General features: G+C 43.2%; 16 protein-coding genes, 1 pseudogene and 1 riboswitch. Of the genes and pseudogenes, 11 read left to right on the forward strand and 6 right to left on the reverse strand.

Annotated elements, in window-relative coordinates; translation table 11 throughout:
* Positions 1 to 74: 74 nt before the first annotated feature.
* The gene (locus C7B77_RS00100) at positions 75 to 452 is read right to left on the reverse strand and encodes a hypothetical protein (RefSeq protein ID WP_106299287.1); all 378 of its coding nucleotides are present in this window, start codon (positions 450 to 452) and stop codon (positions 75 to 77) included.
* Positions 453 to 801: 349 nt separating this feature from the next.
* A riboswitch (cobalamin riboswitch) is annotated at positions 802 to 935 on the forward strand.
* A 31-nt stretch (positions 936 to 966) separates the two neighbouring features.
* On the opposite strand from C7B77_RS00100, the gene C7B77_RS29495 reads away from it, so the two are divergent.
* The 8 genes and pseudogenes from C7B77_RS29495 to C7B77_RS00135 all read left to right on the forward strand — a co-directional run.
* Positions 967 to 1113, forward strand: a complete 147-nt coding sequence (locus C7B77_RS29495; RefSeq protein WP_181243648.1) for a hypothetical protein — start codon at positions 967 to 969, stop codon at positions 1111 to 1113.
* Positions 1114 to 1234: 121 nt separating this feature from the next.
* The gene (locus C7B77_RS00105; protein WP_106299288.1) at positions 1235 to 2500 is read left to right on the forward strand and encodes a carbohydrate porin; all 1266 of its coding nucleotides are present in this window, start codon (positions 1235 to 1237) and stop codon (positions 2498 to 2500) included.
* A gap of 185 nt (positions 2501 to 2685) precedes the next feature.
* Positions 2686 to 3198, forward strand: a complete 513-nt coding sequence (locus C7B77_RS00110) for a hypothetical protein (RefSeq protein WP_106299289.1) — start codon at positions 2686 to 2688, stop codon at positions 3196 to 3198.
* 100 nt (positions 3199 to 3298) lie between these two features.
* Positions 3299 to 3709, forward strand: a complete 411-nt coding sequence (locus tag C7B77_RS29500) for a hypothetical protein (protein WP_181243649.1) — start codon at positions 3299 to 3301, stop codon at positions 3707 to 3709.
* A gap of 130 nt (positions 3710 to 3839) precedes the next feature.
* Positions 3840 to 4268: a MerR family transcriptional regulator gene (locus C7B77_RS00115; protein ID WP_106299290.1), complete on the forward strand. Its 429-nt coding sequence runs from the start codon at positions 3840 to 3842 to the stop codon at positions 4266 to 4268.
* A gap of 85 nt (positions 4269 to 4353) precedes the next feature.
* Positions 4354 to 5055 carry a two-component system response regulator RppA gene (gene rppA, locus C7B77_RS00120; protein WP_106299291.1) on the forward strand — a complete coding sequence of 234 codons (702 nt, stop codon included), beginning with the start codon at positions 4354 to 4356 and terminating at the stop codon, positions 5053 to 5055.
* Between the two features lie 9 nt (positions 5056 to 5064).
* The gene (rppB, locus tag C7B77_RS00125; RefSeq protein WP_245893950.1) at positions 5065 to 6453 is read left to right on the forward strand and encodes a two-component system sensor histidine kinase RppB; all 1389 of its coding nucleotides are present in this window, start codon (positions 5065 to 5067) and stop codon (positions 6451 to 6453) included.
* A 710-nt stretch (positions 6454 to 7163) separates the two neighbouring features.
* A pseudogene (locus tag C7B77_RS00135) lies at positions 7164 to 7466 on the forward strand (SAM-dependent methyltransferase); the annotation flags it as partial.
* On the opposite strand, the gene C7B77_RS00140 reads toward C7B77_RS00135, so the two are convergent.
* The 3 genes from C7B77_RS00140 to C7B77_RS00150 form a co-directional block, all read right to left on the reverse strand.
* Positions 7445 to 8059 carry a class I SAM-dependent methyltransferase gene (locus C7B77_RS00140; RefSeq protein WP_106299293.1) on the reverse strand — a complete coding sequence of 205 codons (615 nt, stop codon included), beginning with the start codon at positions 8057 to 8059 and terminating at the stop codon, positions 7445 to 7447. The pseudogene C7B77_RS00135 and the gene C7B77_RS00140 sit on opposite strands and share 22 nt — an antisense overlap.
* An 86-nt stretch (positions 8060 to 8145) precedes the next feature.
* Positions 8146 to 9468: an Nramp family divalent metal transporter gene (locus tag C7B77_RS00145; protein ID WP_106299294.1), complete on the reverse strand. Its 1323-nt coding sequence runs from the start codon at positions 9466 to 9468 to the stop codon at positions 8146 to 8148.
* A gap of 35 nt (positions 9469 to 9503) precedes the next feature.
* Positions 9504 to 9854, reverse strand: coding sequence for a hypothetical protein (locus tag C7B77_RS00150; protein ID WP_106299295.1), 351 nt, complete (start codon positions 9852 to 9854; stop codon positions 9504 to 9506).
* Positions 9855 to 10633: 779 nt separating this feature from the next.
* Between C7B77_RS00150 and C7B77_RS00155 the strand changes: the two genes are divergently transcribed.
* Together C7B77_RS00155 and C7B77_RS00160 are read left to right on the forward strand one after the other, a co-directional pair.
* Positions 10634 to 11596: a tyrosine-type recombinase/integrase gene (locus tag C7B77_RS00155; protein WP_106299303.1), complete on the forward strand. Its 963-nt coding sequence runs from the start codon at positions 10634 to 10636 to the stop codon at positions 11594 to 11596.
* A gap of 150 nt (positions 11597 to 11746) precedes the next feature.
* Positions 11747 to 12793 (forward strand): tyrosine-type recombinase/integrase, encoded by a 1047-nt coding sequence (locus C7B77_RS00160; RefSeq protein WP_106299296.1) that lies wholly within the window; start codon positions 11747 to 11749, stop codon positions 12791 to 12793.
* Between the two features lie 72 nt (positions 12794 to 12865).
* On the opposite strand, the gene C7B77_RS00165 is transcribed toward C7B77_RS00160, so the two are convergent.
* Together C7B77_RS00165 and C7B77_RS00175 are read right to left on the reverse strand one after the other, a co-directional pair.
* Positions 12866 to 13483: a hypothetical protein gene (locus C7B77_RS00165; protein WP_106299297.1), complete on the reverse strand. Its 618-nt coding sequence runs from the start codon at positions 13481 to 13483 to the stop codon at positions 12866 to 12868.
* 341 nt (positions 13484 to 13824) lie between these two features.
* Positions 13825 to 17895 (reverse strand): plasmid replication protein, CyRepA1 family, encoded by a 4071-nt coding sequence (locus tag C7B77_RS00175; RefSeq protein WP_181243652.1) that lies wholly within the window; start codon positions 17893 to 17895, stop codon positions 13825 to 13827.
* A gap of 753 nt (positions 17896 to 18648) precedes the next feature.
* Between C7B77_RS00175 and C7B77_RS00180 the strand changes: the two genes are divergently transcribed.
* Positions 18649 to 18915, forward strand: coding sequence for a hypothetical protein (locus tag C7B77_RS00180; protein ID WP_181243653.1), 267 nt, complete (start codon positions 18649 to 18651; stop codon positions 18913 to 18915).
* Positions 18916 to 18979 lie beyond the last annotated feature (64 nt).

Below are 18979 nucleotides of genomic sequence, written 5' to 3' on the forward strand. Positions count from 1 at the left end.
CTTCCAAGCAAAGGGCTTGAAAATTATGAGTGTGCAATTAATTCTGTCTAGGTACTTATCCGTTATTTATAGATCTATTGGCGCATTGATTTTAATTGGAGATCGACATATCCAAGATAACTACGATCGGCGATTGCTTGTGGTGGTAATTGTTTAGACTCAATTGCGGCTTTAACTAAATCTTTAGCCGTAATTTTTCCAGTTCGGGCACCATCAATAAATGAGCCAAATCCAGGAATAGAATGCGATCGATATTTACCTTGATAAGCACTATGAACCAATTCAAAAGGAGTTACATATCCTGTATAGGGGCGATCGCTCGCTAGCACTAATGGTTTAGTAGATACTTCTGGTTTTGTAATTACTTCAGTTTTACCTCTTGCTTCTACAGATGTGTTTGCAGTTAATGAAATCAAAACAACTGTTAGACCGATCGACAAATAACGTTTCATAAAAATATACCTTTTACAATGGATCGAACAACCTCTTTATTTACAAGTTAACAATATGAAGTGAAATTTTAATGAAAATATGATGAAATTAAGGTGAAATTTTAATTTAATTTTAATTGGGATGATTTTTAGCTTCCGAAGTGGATTATAGCCAGATTTATAATGTCTTGTTCGCAGATCTTAGCCCATTCCTGCCTTAAGGCTTATGGAGCGATTAACTAGCTGAGTAAACTGGTGTGTAAACTTTAGCAATAATATGTTGATAATTTTAGCGACTATGATATTATGCTGAGAGTAGATTCGGTTTCAATGGCGTAAGTGCAAAGCGCAGGCGTTGCCAACGCGAAGCGTCTCCTTATGGAGAATCGCCAATTGAAAGTAATGGGGAAAGTTTGGTGCAAACCCAACACTGTCCCGCAACTGTGTTTCAATTACCTGTGGTAATTGATTAGTCAGAACACCCGCCGATTCAATCCCGAATTATATTCTGCGAGGCACAGAGGGGAAAAATATTATGACCGATCGACACACGATTTTTGCGTGTCAAATTTATACTGGCAGTTGGCAAGATGCCGGACAGATAGACAGTAGTGGCAGTTATTTAGCCGATCGAGATCTGAAATATCAGTTATCGGATTATCGATTATTCGATCGCAACTAAAAGCTAGTGGTATCTAAATTTAGATATCATTAGCTTTTTTACATCAATCTTGTTACTAGAAATTTAATGAAATTTCTAGCCAAAATTTACAGCGACTATTTTGCTAGTGTAATTGATTTAAATGTTCAAAAACTTATTAAAAGCTTTGTGTCTTGGGCTGATAGTTCCAGGGGTCATTTTCTATGCCAAGTGTGCTGCCGCCAAACCAGTTGATGCGTGTCAAGAGTCTCAAACTGAACTTCCCACAAGCACAGAAAGAATCAGTGGCATAGAAACCCAGACTACCGCAGCTAAAACATGGCAGTTTTCCTCAAATACTAAACTTCGGGGTCAGGTTGTTTTAGCCGGACAATACGGCAATCAAGCGGTAACAACCGTCGATAGCCGACCGACAATGATTGCTAGAGTCAGACTGTATCTAGATACCAGTTTTAATGAAGATAATTCACTGACAATCGGATTTGAAACTGGTAATGGTGGGAATGACTTTTTTAGCGATATTGGGTTAGCCACCACAAATCCCGAACCTTTTGGTAATGCCGGAGATCGAGCTAATTCAATTATCAATCTAGGGGGATTAGTTTACTCTGGTTCGCCGCCAGAGCTGAAGCTACTGCAATTAGCTTATAACTTCAAGCCCAGCCAGGATTTATCGATTACGATTGGTTCGACGCTCCGACCTAGTGACTATATCGACAATAATACCTATTCTGGTGATGAAGCTTCAGATTTTAGTACGAATTTCCTGATCAAAAATCGACTGATTCTAGCTGCGGCGATTGATGGCCCAGGCGCAGCAGGTGCTGTATTTGATTGGAATATTGATGGTAGTCCCTTTAAACTGCGTGGTCTGTATCTGGCTGCAAATGCGGCAAGTTCGATCGATGGTGGGCTATTTGGCGATCCTTATCAGGCATCACTAGAATTAGAATATGCCAGTAAATTTGGCGAGAACGATAAAAACAATGCTGCGGTAAGGTTGCAGTATACTAAGTCCTCAACTTTTAGTCTGGAACAAAATGTACTGGGTGTAAATGGGGAAGCTACTTTCGGTCAGGTTGGTGTGTTTGGTCGCTACGGAATTTCGATCGAGCCAAAGTTCGCTAATGCTAACTTGTTTAATAACAATAATAATATTCAAACCTGGATGGCTGGTGTAGGCATTAACGATCTATTGATACCTGGATCGTTACTGGCATTTGCCGTCGGTCAGCCTTTTATTGCACCCGACTCGCCAGCAATCCAAACTAATTTTGAAGCTTTTTATCGCTTGCCGATAAATGACAATATGAAGGTAACTCCGGCTGTGATGTTTATTACAAATCCATTTAATACTAATACTAATACTGTATTTCAAGGACTAGTGAGGATGACTTATACCTTTTAACCTGAGTTTGATGATGCTTTGCCACAAGTCCATTTTGATAAAGTCAGTCAAGATTTCACTAAAATTTCACACATATTTGCAAGAATAGAGGGACATGTCTGTAAATACTCGGTTCGATCGAATATGATAACGCGATCGCGATCCTGTAAAACTGCCATTTACTAAATATTAAGGAGTGTAAATCAATGAAATTTTTCAACATTAGCTTAATTGCTTTGGGTAGTGCTAGCTTACTCTTCTTAGGTGCTTGTAGCAATGATTCAGCCACTAAAACTGAAACTACCACAGCTTCAACTCCAGCAGCTAAAACTGAAACTACTACAGCTACCAAAGATGGAGAAAAACATAGTGAAGGAGATGGTCACGACCACTCAAAGGACAAAAAAGATAGTCATAAAGGTCAAGTCATACAGTCAGGAAAATATCATATCGAGTTCAATTCACATTTAGAAAAAGATTCAACTCATCTAGATGTCAAGTTGCATGGTGAAAAAGAGAAAGAAATTACTGATGCTAAACTTACCGCTCAAGTGCAATTACCAGGCGGTACCAGTCAAACGATAGCACTTCCCTATAGTGCTGAAGAAAAACAGTATGTAGCAAAACTACCGACAACGGCAGCGGGAGATTATCAAGTCGTGCTGCAAGCTGATGTTAAAGGTGAAAAATTCAACAGTCGGTTTAGCTTTAAAAGGTAACTACTAATATTTGTCAATGCCCCTATTAAACGATCGAAGATTGGTAGGGGCACGATCTTATTTTTTTGTAGTTGTAACTGTGATTTTTGAAGCTGAAATTGTGAGCTTTGCGAATAGAGCCGCAGATGAAGATGGTAATGCCACAGATGACTTTCAATTTATTGCTACTAATCTCAAAGTTGGCTTGCTCAACAACGTGGATTTGCAAGTAGTAGTGCAACCCTATTCGCGATCTCGCATCCGATTAAATAGCTCGTCGAATCAAACTTTACAAACAGAGGGGTTTGGGGCAATTGTTGCCCGTCTAAAAGTTAATCTGTATGGGAATGATACTTTTGAACGACCTGGTGATTCTGCACTCGCGGTGATGCCGTACATTAGTGTGCCGACAGTTCGAGATGGAGTCGGCGGCAATTTTTTAGAAGGTGGGCTAATTGTGCCATTTGGCACATTTACCACAACCACAGTCAGCGGCAAAAGCACTTCCAGCAGTGACAACGGCAATAGCTAAGGCAGCCACTGTTGCTTTGAAAATATTTTTAGTAGTCATATTTCGATTATGATTGAGTACCCCCTAATCATAAACTCTCTAGTTGGCTTGAGAGTCAAGAGAGATAGGCAAACTATCTGCGGTAGAACCAATGCTGAAAATTGGCGATTTAAGAGAGCGAACGAGAGTGAATGTTAGTACTCTGCGTTACTACGAAAACTTAGGCTTACTGAAACCAGCACTCAGGAGTGATACTGGCTATCGATACTTCAATGATAGTGTGGTGCAGAGAGTACTATTTATCAAGAAAGCTCAGACTCTCAATTTTTCTCTAGCTGAGATTCAGGAAATTCTTCATTCTCACGATCGAGGTACAGCCGTTTGCTCGATTGTCAAAGACTTAATCGAGCGAAAAATTAGCCATCTAGACACCGAGATTCAAAAGCTACTCGCAGCCAAGCAAAGATTGAAAAGTCACCGCGAACGATGGACTACTTACTCTGAAGATCCGCCTAATAGTGAAAGTATCTGTACCCTAGTTGAAGAATTGATATCGTTAGAAACTAGTATTAGCCATTAACTCTGGAGCGGAGATTCAGCAATTCCGATCGGTCATCCTCATTTTTACCTCCAAATCCTATTATTCGTTCGATGCAGATATTCATATGGTACGCATTCTATTAATCGAAGACGAACTAGATTTAGGAGCCGAGATCGAACGATTGCTGCAACGCGAAGGCTATGAGATCGATCGAGCCACAGATGGCAATCTTGGTTGGGAATTTCTATCTTCACCAGATCTTATTTACGATCTGGCGATTATCGATTGGATGTTACCTGGAATTTCGGGCATCGATTTATGCCGTCGCTTGCGTCAACAACAGCAGCAATTACCCGTACTGATGTTAACTGCTCGCAGTGATATTCACGATCGCGTGACGGGCTTAGATGCTGGGGCTGATGACTATTTAGCCAAACCATTTAGCACGATCGAATTACTCGCCCGCATCCGCGCCCTCAATCGTCGCCCCGCCCAATTTCAATCAGCACAAATTACGCTCGGAAATTTTAGTCTCGAAGTAGAAACTCATATTTTGAGATCTAGTGAATCTGGCAAGATCTCAGCAGTAACTCTCACTCGGAAAGAATATCAAATTCTTGAATATCTGATGACTCATCCCAACCAAATTATCCCAGCCGATCGATTGCGCGATCGAGCGTGGGATTTAGAAACAGATCGAGCTAGTAATGTTTTAACCGCTCAAATTAGACTATTGAGAAAAAAGTTAGCCCAATTACCGACTAGCTTAGAGATTGAAAATATTCATGGTATTGGTTATCGCTTAAATCCGCCAACTTCTATTTGAGTAAAAATTGTGGGAACTGGTAGAAATGTCGTTCGCGGAGCGTCTCCCATGGAGAATCAATTATTCAAGCGCAAACGCTGGCTGCTAACTCTAACCTATGCTAGCGTGATGGGCTGTACTTTAGGATTAGTCGGCTATGTGTTTGATCGGATCGTTACCAATCTCAGTTATCAGTCGGTACAAAAAGAGATAACATCACTGGCTAGCAATATTCATGCTAACGTCGAATATAAATTAGCTATTCCTGGCAAAATACCAGCAGATATATACGCTAAAATCCCCGAACTTTGTCCGATTTACCTAAACTGTCAAACCCAATTTCAACAACAGCACCGTCATACATTAGTTAATATCGATCGATATTATGCTATCTTTATCGATACTAGTGGCAAAACTAGAGCGACATTAGGTATCTATCCAAATGTTCCAAAATCCTCATTAAGCTCTTTAGAAAATTTGCGCTGGGATCATTTTCACGATCGAGCGGGGAAAGGTTATCAGCAACTTACTTTAGAAATTCATACTCCCGATAATAAAGTTTGGGGCTATTTACAAGTAGGACGGGATTTGACGGATATCAACGAATACCTGAACAATATTCATTTAATTATTACGATCGGTATTATCGCGATCGGGTTTATCGTGGCTATTGCCAGTTGGTATCTTGCCGGATTAGCGATGCGCCCACTTTCCCAGTCTTACCAGCAAATGCAACAATTTACTGCTGATGCTGCCCACGAGTTACGCACTCCCTTAGCAACATTGCAAGTAATCATTGAAAATGGTCGAGCGGAATATCAACATCTAGCTCCAGAGTTAACTAATTGGCTCGATCGGATCGAGCGACAAAATATTCGGATTGCCAGCTTAGTCAACGATTTATTATTTCTATCTAGCCTCGACAGACCAGATAACAAGCCTATTTTTGAACCATGTTGCTTGACAGAAATCGTCCTAGATTTAGTTGAAGAATTTGCCATTACCGCTACCGCTAAATCGATCGATATTTGTAGCGATCTCGATCTCGATCGGCAAATTTGGATCGATGGTAATTCCGAACAACTCTACCGGATGGGCGCAAACTTAATTGATAATGCAATTAAATATACTCCCACAGGTGGGAAAGTAGCGATCTCGCTGACTCAGACACTTAATGATGTCTCATTCCAAGTCAGGGATAATGGGATCGGTATTTCTGATGCAGATAAAGAGCTGATATTTAATAGATTTTATCGAATAGAATCTAAGTCGTTACCACCTCAGCATAGTACGGGACTGGGGCTAGCGATCGTCAAATCGATCGTCGATGCTCATAGCGGACAATTAACAGTTTGGAGTCAGGTAGGCAAAGGGAGTATTTTTACAGTTAGGTTTGTTAGAAATTTGAAGATTAATTAAAGTCAAATCAACGATTGTAATTTGACCATTATCTAACGTAAGCTCAACTCGAAAATTTCCATTCGAGAGGACAACTTGATTGACTGTAGCGGGAATTGAACAACTATGAGCGGAAGTTGTAATTGACATTTGCTGAATTTGGCTAACAGACATTTTATTTACTCCTTAAATAGTTAGCAATCTGGTGATTTAGATCCTATCCTACTGCTCGGATGTGATGATGAGTCGGTAGATCTCGATCGATAACTTCCCCAATCATGCTGCAAAGTTCTTTACCAGAGGAGAGCGATTTTTTTCGGGGGAGATAGACAAAAGAATTCACGACACTACGGTCAACCATCCCACAGCCCTTGAAACTTGGTAGAAGGCTAAATTAGCCCAACGCGCCAAAAATGTAACTTTAGCTAACAAGTCACTAACTTACTTTGTAACGCAAGAGCTATCGATCGCCTCAATGACGTTCATTTTTCTTAGATTCCTTGGGAGTGCAGAAAGTATACTTTCTGCACTGTGTAATAGTTTCACTTAATGTTATTGAGTTTGTGCTGCTTTCTAGTGCGAGAACCTTTGCCAGATTCATCGTGCATAAAATCCAGATACGAGATAGGATTTTGCACGATCGATACTTACTCAGATAAATTGCTGAAAGTTTGATGCAGTATAGGTTTGAAATGTACTTTGACCTTTTTGGCGCGTTGGGCTAATTTAGCCATGATGTTTGGCACGATCGAGCGGTATTTCATTTTCTCACCCAGCCAGCACAACGAGTAGCCTATGTTCGACAAGTTTTGGACGCAGTTAAACCTGGTGGTCATGTAATTATTGCGACTTTTGGTTTAGATGGGCCAGAAAAGTGCAGTGGATTGGAAATTGTGCGTTATAATGCCGGATCGCTACAAGCAGAATTTGGCGATCGATTTCAGTTATTAGAAACTAGGATGGAATTACATAAAACTCCATTTGACACGACTCAACAATTTTTATATTGCCATTACTTAATTGCAATTCCTTGATAAAAATATCCGCCAATTTTAGGTGTGTTAGGGCTATAAAATTCCCGAACATCTAAATTATTAAACTGTTTAGCAATTAGTAGGCGGATCTGGCGATCGAGATGACAGCCATCACCGATTACTTTCTGAATCGGAGTAATTCGATGTTGCCAAGTTTGGATATTTGGCTCATTGCTCAATCCGTGTTCGATAAATAGAAATTTACCACTTGGTTTCAGTACGCGGTGAATTTCAGCGATCGCTGTTTCTACCTGTTTGATACTGCACAGTGTCCAAGTACTAACTACCGTATCGAATGTATCATCTGCCATCGGTAATTTTTCGCCATTTAACACTCGATAATCTACCTCGATTGAACTAGCAGCTATCCGCTTTTGTGCGAGTTTATTCATGCCTGGATTGACATCAACAGTCGTAATTTTCTCTACTCGACCTTGCGGATAATAAGCTAAATTCAAGCCAGTACCAAAACCAATTTCTAATACCGAGCCTACTGCATCGGCGAGGACTATCCGTCGATAGTTGGCAAAATCCTCCCCAGACATTACTCGATCGATTAATGTGGGGAAAATTAGTCGGGAATAAATATTCATAAGAATAAAGAGTTTATTTAAAATAGTAGCTAAGATAAGCCGCTTATTCTATTAAATTAATAATTACACCTAACTCTTATCTTTTATCAGCTTGGATTAAGCCATCCTGAGAATGTCTGGATTAATAACCAGCCATTCAACCCGACAATGATCGTTGCCACTGTACAAGCCAGCACCTTGAGCCAAGTAGGATTGACAAACTCGCCCATCAACTGGCGATCGCTAGTAAACATAATCAGTGGAATGACTGCAAACGAAAGCTGTAAACTCAGAATCACCTGACTCAGAATCAGCATACTAGTCGTACTACCTTCGCCGAACCAGATAATTGTCAGTAATGCTGGTACAATCGCCACTAGTCGAGTCAACAAGCGACGCAGCCAAGGTTTCATGCGAATGTGGAGAAATCCCTCCATCACAATTTGCCCCGCCATCGTTGCCGTTAAAGTTGAATTTTGCCCAGAAGCTAACAACGCGATCGCAAAAATAGCACTAGCCGGAGCGACACCCAACATCGGCGATAATAACTTGTAAGCATCCTGAATTTCAGCGACATCTTGCTTGCCCGAAAAATGGAACACCGCCGCTGCTAAAATTAAAATTGCCGAATTGATAAATAAGGCTAAAGATAAAGCAATCGTTGAATCGATCGTCCCAAATTTAATCGCTTCTCGCTTCTTTTCTGGGATATCTTCCCAATTGCGAGTTTGGACGATCGATGAGTGTAGATATAGATTATGCGGCATCACTGTCGCCCCTAAAATTCCGATCGCAATATACAATGCCTCTGGATTTCTGACTACTTCTACTTGTGGAATAAAACCGCCGAGTACACCGCCTAAATCTGGCTTGGCAAAGATTAATTCAGCAATAAAACAAGCCCCAACAACACTGATAATGGTAATTACTAATGCTTCAATATAACGGAATCCCTTATTTTGAAGAAATAGTATCACAAACACATCTAACGCCGTAATGCACACGCCTACGGCTAATGGAATATTAAACAATAATTGTAATGCGATCGCACTACCCACCAATTCAGCTAAGTCGCAAGCTGAAATCGCAATTTCACACAATACCCACAGACCAAAGCTAACAGGCTTACTAAAATTGTCCCGACATGCTTGCGCTAAATCTCGCCCAGTTGCCACCCCCAATTTGACACAAAGTGCCTGTAACAAAATTGCCATCAAATTTGATAACAAGATGATGCTCAACAGGCTGTAGCCAAATTTAGCACCCCCAGCTAGATCCGTTGCCCAGTTACCTGGATCCATATATCCAACCGAAACGAGATATCCTGGCCCCGCATACGCCAACATCTTTTTCCAGAAGCTGCCGTTGGTTGGGACGCTTACTGTCCGATGTACTTCTGGTAGTGAAGGAATTTTGTCGATCTGTGACATGGGTTAATTTTCATATTCTTCTCATAATCTTCAGATTAACACACATGCACCTCTAAATTTAATGACTCATTGGTGTCTCCGCGCCGCCAGAATCCTTGACTTTGACAACCTATCGCCAACGCAGAGGCGATAGCCAACGGCTCAAGTATTATCTCTTTTGTTAATCGCCAAATGCTCCAGTTACAATTGCGATCTCTATTCTGGGTATTGACAGTACCTGAAACAGCATTAAATGTTTGATATTTTTCACCACGAAGATAGACTTCAACGGTATAAATTGGATTGCCCAGAGTGTTAGTTCCTTGGCTCGGATTTCGCACCAACCGTAAATAATTTCCTGTCAATGGTGGAGGAGAAACATCAGCTAGTTTACGTTTGGGAATCAATCTGACTTTACTACTGTCGTTGCCTTCGATCGATGTCTAATTGCTGACATTCATTGCAACGATGGTTTTACGCCGATCGCTTGGCACCACTACTGTTTTCTGTCTGGATGCAGACTTGATTTTTCGCGGATGTTCGCCAGTCGCCGAATTTTTCTGACTAGAACCAGACAGGATAAATCTTTCTGTACTAGATTGTTTTCGCTCTTCCCGATCGGCAACACTAATGCCTGGAACTGAGAGATTTAGATCGATCGCTGATGATCGGATTTGTCAATTCTCACTCTAGGGTGGGTTTAGGGGTGAAATGAGCAGTCGTACAGAAACTTACGATAAGCCTATTTTTAACACCTTAACCATCAAGAAGGAAACTGTACCAATTGAAGGATCAAAAATAGAGGAGCCTAAAACCCTTGCTATGCCGTACTCATTTGCAGTACCAAACAGAGTAAAGGTTAATTGGTACAGCTAAAATCTTGACTCTTACCAATTCTTCAGAACAAAAATACTAACGATTTAAACCTTTATGCAGCAACGTTTTCAGCCTTAGCGTAAGTTTCTGTACAGGTACTCATTTGACCCCGTTTAGTGATAAGGGGTAGACCATGTACGCTCGATCGAGTACTTTCACGTTGAAGAATCTTTCACAACGTGAAAGTGTCTCTAGGCGCGTACTTGAGACAATATGGGTAAGATAAAATTCATTATCGCGCGCTTAATTTAGGCTAGAATAGGTGTTTGAGTAGCAAGTAAAGTCGCTCTCTGTCTTGCCTATGAGTTCCCTGCGAATTCCCGTATCCAAACCTATTCCCGTAACCAACTCACCTGAAGTCACTCGTTCTTCTTCGGATCTTCTTGCTGACTTCCTCCGGCTGAAAATTTCTGCCAATACCAGGCGAAACTACAGCAAGGCGATTGCTGATTTTTGTCGTCGTAACTATGACAGCGAAGTATCCAACGACCTTCTCACTCAATTCCTGTCCTTACATCAGCCAGAAGCTGTCTACCAAGTCCTCCAGTACCGACAACTGCTGATTGAGGCTAAATTAGCCCCCAGTACGATCAATGTCCGGCTGTCAGCCCTAAAATCCTTCGTCGATTACGCCCGTCAAGCCGAGCAATGTAACTTCAATTTGGCTGACGTTGCTTGTTTAAAAGTCGAGAGTTATGGCGACACCACAGGGATTGAGGTAGATGGGTTTAAACAGATGCTGCAAATTCCAGATCGCACCACCATCAAAGGGATCAGAGATTATGCCATTCTCCACTTGCTCTGGGCCAATGCCTTGCGTCGGAATGAGGTTTGTAGCTTGGATGTGGGGGATTTTAGTGAATCTGGAAGACTGGCGATTCTGGGCAAAGGCAAGATCCAAAAAAGCCAGATCGATCTATCGCCAGCAACGACAGTCGCGATTTCCCAATGGTTGGCAGCTAGAGGCGATGATCGAGCGTCCGATCCTCTCTTTACGAGCCTCGATCGGCGCAGTAAGGGACATCGGCTGGACGGTAGCACTATTTATCGCTTGGTGCGAGAGTTTAGCGAAGCAGCAGGGATCGATAAGGTAGTTTCTCCCCATCGAATTCGACACAGTGCCATCACCGCATATCTCGATGCCAGCGACGGTAATATTCGAGCCGCTCAATCCTTGAGTCGTCATGCTAATCTCAACACCCTCAGTCGTTACGACGATAATCGCCATAAATATCAAGCGATTGCTACCAATACGCTAGCCGATTTGGTGTAAATTTCTTGAAAATCCCCAAAAGCTAGCGACCGATTGAAACCTAGTCCCAGCAACAACTATAATCTCAAGACGTTCCGCTAAAGTGATTTAGCGGCCCGTTAAATTACCCCCCAAATTCAAGTAGAATTTAGATAGCCGCCTCAGTTACGAATGCCCCCATTGGATGAACTAAATCCCACTGCTACCACCTCACCCTCAAATATCCCATCGGCAACCCCATTCGTTCTCGATGCCGATGAATTACTGGCGGCGTTTACCAATTTCCTCACCTTCGATGTTGGCTCTGGCGGAGCTAGTGCCGAAACGATCCGTACTTACTGGTGTGAAGTCCGCTACTATCTCCTCTGGTGCGAGACAAACCAGCTTCAACCCCTGACTGTCACCAGAGATCAAATTAAGATCTACCGCCATCATCTCGTTTCTCAAAAGTATAAACCCACTACAATTTCCCTCAAGCTAGTCGCCGTCAGTCGGATGTACGATGCGGCGATGGAATACAGATTGCTGACGATTAATCCCGTTTGGGGCGTTAAACCACCCAAACAGCGCAGCGATCCTGCCGAACGGATTACTTATTTAACTACCGCAGAAGCACAAGCTTTGCTCCAGGCTCCTTTAGCCAAACCTACATCGCTCAAGACGTTGCGCGACCAACTCCTGCTAGGGATTATGACTTTAGAGGGGGCGCGGACGATGGAAGTCCATCGGGCTGACATCAAGGATATCGTGCGCGGTTCAATGGGCGCAGGGATTACCGTAACTAGTAAACAACAACAGCGAATCGTGCCGTTGACTCCCGACTTGGTGGATTTACTCGACCGCTATTTACTCGCCAGAAAGAAGGCAGGTTATAGTATTGCAGGCATTACGCCGCTATTTATCAATCTTTACTATCGTCCTCGAAATTTAAAAGCGAGCGAGGAAGATTATCGGCTATCGCGGCGAGGGGTGAGAAAGATTGTTGATGGTTATCTTAAAGCTCTCAACATCAAGCATGGCGAGGGACGGACTCTATCGGCGCACTCACTGCGGCATACAGCGGCTACCTTGGCGATTCAGAGTGGTGCGTCGCTGCGGCAGGTGCAGGATTTACTGGGTCATGCCGATCCTCGGACTACGGCGATTTACACCCATGTTGGCGATAGGTGGTTGAATAATCCGGCTTTAAATTTGGGGATTAATCTCAATCCCGATTGATTTGTCTATTGCTGTTGGTTGTACCGCTGGCGGATAACTGGGGTGAAGATTTGAATCGCTTAACCCCTTAGTTTATTGAGTAGTTACTATTCTAATCGTTGGCTCCAAAATATTGTAGCCTTCCTCGTTAATACTCAATTTTCCACCAACTAACGCCATCCAATTTTCAAATTCGGCAGCATCGGTTTCGGCGGTGTGCCAATGCTTCCTTTTAATCGATGCAATATAAGTAATCTCATCATCGTCGATTAGTTCGACTTTGAGTAGCTTATTCGGCATCGGTACGGCTCTGGGAAATTCGGTCGAGAACTTAATCGAAATCTCCCTTTTAACTACTTTTGCCTGAGCGACTTTTGTTTTGGTCTGTTTTATTTCTTCAGGTACATTTTCTTTCCACTCGAACACCTTAATTCCCGCTTCCAGAATATTGCACCCCTGCTCGGCAATCTGCAATTTTCCAGAGACGACTAGTACCCAAATTTCAAATGCGGCGACTTCGGTTTCGGCTTGGCGGTAACTCTTAGGACTGACTTTGGCTGTGTAAATTGTCCCATCCTCATCGATTAGTTGGATTTCGATCTTCTTATCTGGCGTGAATTTACCTTTAGGTAGTTCGCCACATTTCAGCTTGATTTCTTTGGCGAGTACTTTGGCTTTGGGTATTTTTGTTTTGATGGGTTGTACAGTCATAACAAATAAACAAGAGAAGAGAAGAGAAAAGAAACCATCCATCTTTTCTTTAGACGGTGGAGAAACTGCGATGCTTCGTGCCGAAGCAGAGGAAGCATGTGAAGGTAGAGGATGCGCTTTGCGCTTACGACTTCACTCTGGGCACCTTTGCGGTGTCTTGGTGCGCGGAGGCGTTCTCTTCTCTACCTTTGAGGCTCGCGGGAACGAGAAGAACAAAGCAAAACGCAATTTCAATTTTAAAATGGGGCTAAGAACGGTAAGCTTACCTGGCGCGAATAAAATTTAATTTTAGATCGAGTTTCGGATATGTAAAAGCCACCAATCTGTATTCGGTTGATTTCTTATTGACAGTTCGACTCACTATCGCCAAAGGCGAGGCTACACCAACAGTACAAACCGCTCACTGCGAGCTTGCTGTGAAAATTCAATCCGTAAAGGTTTAATCGCTTAAATACCTGTGGATACTTACTCTCAACCATGTCCAGCGCAATTCTAGCGACGGTCGGATTAGTCACCGTTAAATAGTCATTCAGCACACTTTCTAACTCCAGTTCCTCCATCTGCCCGATCTGAAGCAGCGTTTGTGCTACGGAACGAAGATTTTCTACAGTGAATTCAGGCGATCCAGATAGGTGTTCTGGCAGGTTAATCTTATCTATACTGGCAAAATTATCGATGTGGATCGCTGATAATAACTGACTTGGGAACGATGTTTGAGGATTTTGCCACTCTTTTACTCGCTCTCGTTGATGGGTTGCTAACTGTTCTAATCGTCTCGTAACACATTCATAGATGTGTTTCACTTCCACAGGTTGAGTACCTGGATAAACTGTGGGCGTATCTTTAATTGCCTGGGAAATTGGGTTTTCTGTCGCACCGAAAGAGTAAATTCTTGTTACGACCTTTTTCCCACGATCGATCGTCCGGTGACGGTGGGAGATGACCGACAGTCCTAAATAACGGGCACTACCAGCCACCAGCCGCATTCGTCCGCGTCCATCTTTCATTCCCAGTGTTTCCATCGCTGTACCTAAAGCTTGAATCTCTCGGTCGTCTTGGTGAAATTCACGACCCGCGAGTTTCCCTAATTGCTCTATTAGTTCAGGGGTGAGTAATTCGTACTTAGGCGCACCTTTAAAAGCCAGAATCGAATTTGCCACAGCATCTAACTTGAACTCGTCATCCTTTAGTTTGACCAGTTTAAGTCCAAATTTCTTGAGAATGCGCCGGAATAACTTAACCGGATCGTGTGGCTGGTTGGGGTTGACATTGATTTTCAAACAGGACTGATAAAGTTTAGAATCAGCAACCTGCTGGGTAATTGCGGCAATCTCTTGTCCGTCGAACTCCCCCTCCATGAGGTCGTGCAAGCCCAATTCTCGCCCGATCCTTACCAACGGCAATGAAGAACGATTTAGTTGGTCTGGGAGCCAGACAGAACCAGTCTCAGCGACAGGTAGCCAAGCAGCTAAATGGTTGATTTCGGCTAGTTCGGGATGGAGGAGGTAATGATAAGTTTCGAGCGTTCTAATCAAGGCTGGATGGTTGTACTTAACCATCTGAATCATTTCGGCTGAATAACTCAGCGTCTGAGTAATCCCTGGTAACTGCTGTTGGGTGAGGTAATATTTATTCGCCAGTAGTCTATCTAATTCATTCGCACTGGGATCGTTTCTAATTTCTTCGTATGTAAGTCTGTCGATATCCGGTGCCTCGTAAATCCGCCGCGACTGCACTACTCGTCGTTCGACTTCAACTCTACCCATCAGATCGTCGGTATCGTCACAACCATCGACATCTTCAGGATCGATCGTGACGGTATATCCATCTGCTACCATTGCTTCGACAAATAGCTCGCGCAGGTATTTCATCTCCTCATTGAGATTGGCTTTGTATTGGTGAGCCAGTTTGAGCCAGAGATCTTCCTTATTGGCATAACTAGTGAGAATTTTCATCGCCTCATCTGCTGCCCCTCGATCCAGCAGCATAAAGACTAGATCCATGTCTTCATGCACCTGACGATCGAATTCATCTTTCACCCACTTAGTAAATGAGCTAGAGTTACCATCATTAATCCGTCCCTGTTGCTCACAGTAAATCACGCGGGGTGCGCTGAAGTCTCGATATCTACCCAGGAATTGTAAGCCGGAGAGAATCCCTAAATTGCCCAGGTGGAAATGGTAATGAGTTCTAAAATATCCAGCTAAATCGATACTGATACCGCTCTCAGCCGTGGGTGAGAGAATCACGATTTGGGGTGAGTATGTCTCCAGATAAACTTTGGGATTGCGAAAGAATAGCTGGATGCTTTCATCACGATCGGTTGTACCATCGATCCGACAGATGCTAGTTTCAGGAATACCAATGCGGATCAGGGATTTTTCGAGGTTCTCACAATGCTTTTGGGTGGTGGCGGTAATTAACAGGTTCGCTCCAGCTAGGGCATCATCGAGAATGGCGCGGGTGACGGTAGATTTTTGATTCACCATCCGCACGTTCATTTGGTTGCGGTAGGTATTTTCGAGTTTGTGGACGAAATCGAATTGCGGATGCAATCGCGCTGTAGGCGAAGACGTATCGAAGATGGTTTCCTCAGCGTGCGTTGCACCAAGCTGCCGCAATTGCCGCAGGAAATCCAGTTCGGTATCGCTGAGATAAGCATCCAGCGCGACGACACCGTAACAATTCTTAACTAGCTGCTCAATATGTGCCAGTCTAACCTGACGCGAATCCATACCATCCTTACGCCGTCCGGCGGTGAGCTTGCTGGTAAGCATATCGCTCAAGTCGGAGACGCATTCATCCAAGATCACAATCTTGTTCGCCATCTGAGCGGGGTCGATTAGCCCTGCTGAGTGATGACAGATGGCTTTGTGATAGTCGGAGTCTAAAAATACTTTATCCTCATCGCCAACGTGATAAAGATCGGGGATGCGATCGCATGTTTGCCGCAGTAAATTATTCCGATACCCAATGAAAATCAATTCTAAGCCCTGTTCTCTTGCCCAAGCACCCAAAGCCTTGAGAACTTCAGTTTTACCCGTGCCTAGTGCAGATTTGATGCCAACGAGAGTATTTTCTAGCCCTGTCTCAGGTATCTCCCACTGAAGGAAGCGATTGCACTGGGTTTTGTTGGGGGTGAAGTGTTTAGATTTTTGATATAGTTTCCGCGCTAGGGGAACGATTGGTGGAAGTGGCGGTGGTAACTGACCACCAGATAGCGGATGCAATCGCGCTGAGGTTTCCTCAGCGTGCGTTGCACCAAGCAACTGCTGGAGTTCGTCTAGACTAGTTGTGCGGAGGAGAAATAAATCCTCCAACTCATCGATATCTTGTCCCGACCACATTAAACGGGGTTTGTAGCCCCATTCCAGCAATTGGTGGTAGAGATTTAGCCAACGGCGGATGACTTGAGGTTTGTGAATATCCTCACCATCAAGGTAGAGATCGATAACTGAAGCTCTCCACCTTAAGAGAGCATCTTTTAACTGTTCGGGAGCAGATAAGAATTGTCCCCCAGCCGCACCGATAACCTGTTGCCCCATTTCGATCGCAGCTAGGTTGGGTTTAGCTCCGGTTCCTTCTGCTAAACCGATTGACTTTAATACTGGTTGGACTCCTAGTAGTTGGGGGTAGGAGAAGGTGAGGGGAATTTCACCGTTGGGGAGGTTGGGTATAGGGCCATTTTCTCGGCTTTTTTCCCAGGTACTCGATAGCCAGCGATAACGAGATTTAGAGGGTTCTCGATTCCGAATTTGGAAGGCGACGATTTCACCTGTGATGGTGTAGATGGGAATCAGAATCCCACCAATATAGCCATTATTTAACCTGTTGCCTTGAATGTTGACACCAGGAAAGCGAGGATTGACGGGTTCTTTGAGTCTTTGGAACTTCTCGACGCTTTTGAAGCCGATTTCTTCGATCTGCTGTCGGGTGAAGCCACGTTTAACGAGATCTTTGCGATCGATCTCGTTTAATGAAAGTTGGGCTAAAATTGCCCGCGCTGCAATGTCTCGCTCTAGGGCTGGTAATGATTCCGCCCGCCGCTGATTTTCAGCTTCTAGTAATGCTTGCTGCTTGAGTTTTTGGTTTTTGACCCATTCTTCTCTTTCTGCTGGGGTCGCTTGACGATCTTCGCTGCGATGTTCGTTCCAATCGACAAGGGGGATATATACGCCCCATTGTCCGTCGCGGGTGTCGTTGAAATAATGATAGTCGGGGTTGCCATATCCACCCGCCCCAGTCATGCACAGGGTTTTGATGGTGGGGGTAATTTTACCGTTTTTGGCAGAAAGCTCGTATGGTTGCCATTTGCACTTTCCTGAAAAGCTAGCGCAGACTGGGCAAGTGTTGCCTAAACCTCTATAGGCGTTGAATTTGGAGTGGTTGACTAGATTGGCAAAATATCTCACTTTCGACTCCTGGGGTGGGAGTCACTAGTCGAAAGGCTGGGCTGTGCTTTAGTTCTCTATCCTTCTCCTTCAATCCAAACTGAGCGGGGGTGTCATTATTCCCATTTTTTGGGGTATAATGACGGTACTTGCGTGGGCCACAACAAGTTTAGTTACGCTTTTGCTTTTTTTGAAGGTTGAAGGATAAAGAAATTTAGACTTTTAACCAGGACAATTCTCCAATGACTTTTAAATCCGGTCGTTTGACCCCAACAAACCCTCTGTTGCATTTATGTGACGGGGGGTTTGTTGGTGCTACGGGTCGATCCGCACGGGAATACTACTAGAATATTATTATGCCCGAATGCGTCGCTTCGATCGGTTTTTTTAGCGAATTCTAAAAGATTTATTTCTTCAGTATTTAATGATGAGTTCGTGAATCGTATCGGAAGTAATCAATTATACCTGCCCTATTTCCGTAGTGGTGTTAAGCAAAAAGCTACAAAATTGAGGATCTGGCACTTACAAATCCTCAATAGTATCAAAGTGCAGAAGTGAGAAAAACTTTTTCCCGCTTTAGCGGCTCTTGAGACATCTTTTCTGTCTTAATTACGCCAGATCGCACTGATATTCTGCGGAATCTGTTGCTAAGATCGGAATTATTAAGTAGAGGTGGTAGCTGTGAGTGACGTTAATGGGCAAAGAATTTTTGAAGTTGATTCTAGCTCCATATTGTCTCCAGATAATTGTTGGAGGTTTTATCAAGATGGAACTATGATTCCATCAGATCGCGAACAGTTTTTGAAAGAGAAGCTTGATGGAGATTGCGATCGAGAAAAAGCTCTAAGAATACTTGGAAACTATGAGAAAAGCGCAGTCGAGGAAATTGCTGAAATCCTCAAAGCGGAAGCTGAGTGGCAACCAGAGACAGAAGCAGAGCGCAAAGCGAGATGGATTAAAGACCAGAAGGAAGAAACTAAACAATATCTATCTAGAACCGCAGATCTTAAAGAAGCACTGCACAATAGAATGAACAATTAAGAATTGCTTGAATCAAAGTTAAGCATAAAAATAGAGAAGGATATTATCCCTCTCTATTTTTTGT

Origin of the sequence: Chamaesiphon polymorphus CCALA 037, assembly GCF_003003845.1 — a bacterium.
Lineage (GTDB): Bacteria > Cyanobacteriota > Cyanobacteriia > Cyanobacteriales > Chamaesiphonaceae > Chamaesiphon > Chamaesiphon polymorphus.

What these genes read in the sequence shown, in the direction of transcription:
- C7B77_RS00110 (WP_106299289.1), top strand. Translation starts at nt 2,686, where the DNA reads ATGAAATTTTTCAACATTAGCTTAATTGCTTTGGGTAGTGCTAGCTTA.
- C7B77_RS00105 (WP_106299288.1), top strand. Translation starts at nt 1,235, where the DNA reads ATGTTCAAAAACTTATTAAAAGCTTTGTGTCTTGGGCTGATAGTTCCA.
- C7B77_RS00165 (WP_106299297.1), bottom strand. Translation starts at nt 13,483, where the DNA reads ATGACTGTACAACCCATCAAAACAAAAATACCCAAAGCCAAAGTACTC.
- C7B77_RS29495 (WP_181243648.1), top strand. Translation starts at nt 967, where the DNA reads ATGACCGATCGACACACGATTTTTGCGTGTCAAATTTATACTGGCAGT.
- C7B77_RS00160 (WP_106299296.1), top strand. Translation starts at nt 11,747, where the DNA reads ATGCCCCCATTGGATGAACTAAATCCCACTGCTACCACCTCACCCTCA.
- C7B77_RS00140 (WP_106299293.1), bottom strand. Translation starts at nt 8,059, where the DNA reads ATGAATATTTATTCCCGACTAATTTTCCCCACATTAATCGATCGAGTA.
- C7B77_RS00145 (WP_106299294.1), bottom strand. Translation starts at nt 9,468, where the DNA reads ATGTCACAGATCGACAAAATTCCTTCACTACCAGAAGTACATCGGACA.
- C7B77_RS00115 (WP_106299290.1), top strand. Translation starts at nt 3,840, where the DNA reads ATGCTGAAAATTGGCGATTTAAGAGAGCGAACGAGAGTGAATGTTAGT.
- C7B77_RS00180 (WP_181243653.1), top strand. Translation starts at nt 18,649, where the DNA reads ATGATTCCATCAGATCGCGAACAGTTTTTGAAAGAGAAGCTTGATGGA.
- C7B77_RS00100 (WP_106299287.1), bottom strand. Translation starts at nt 452, where the DNA reads ATGAAACGTTATTTGTCGATCGGTCTAACAGTTGTTTTGATTTCATTA.
- rppA (WP_106299291.1), top strand. Translation starts at nt 4,354, where the DNA reads ATGGTACGCATTCTATTAATCGAAGACGAACTAGATTTAGGAGCCGAG.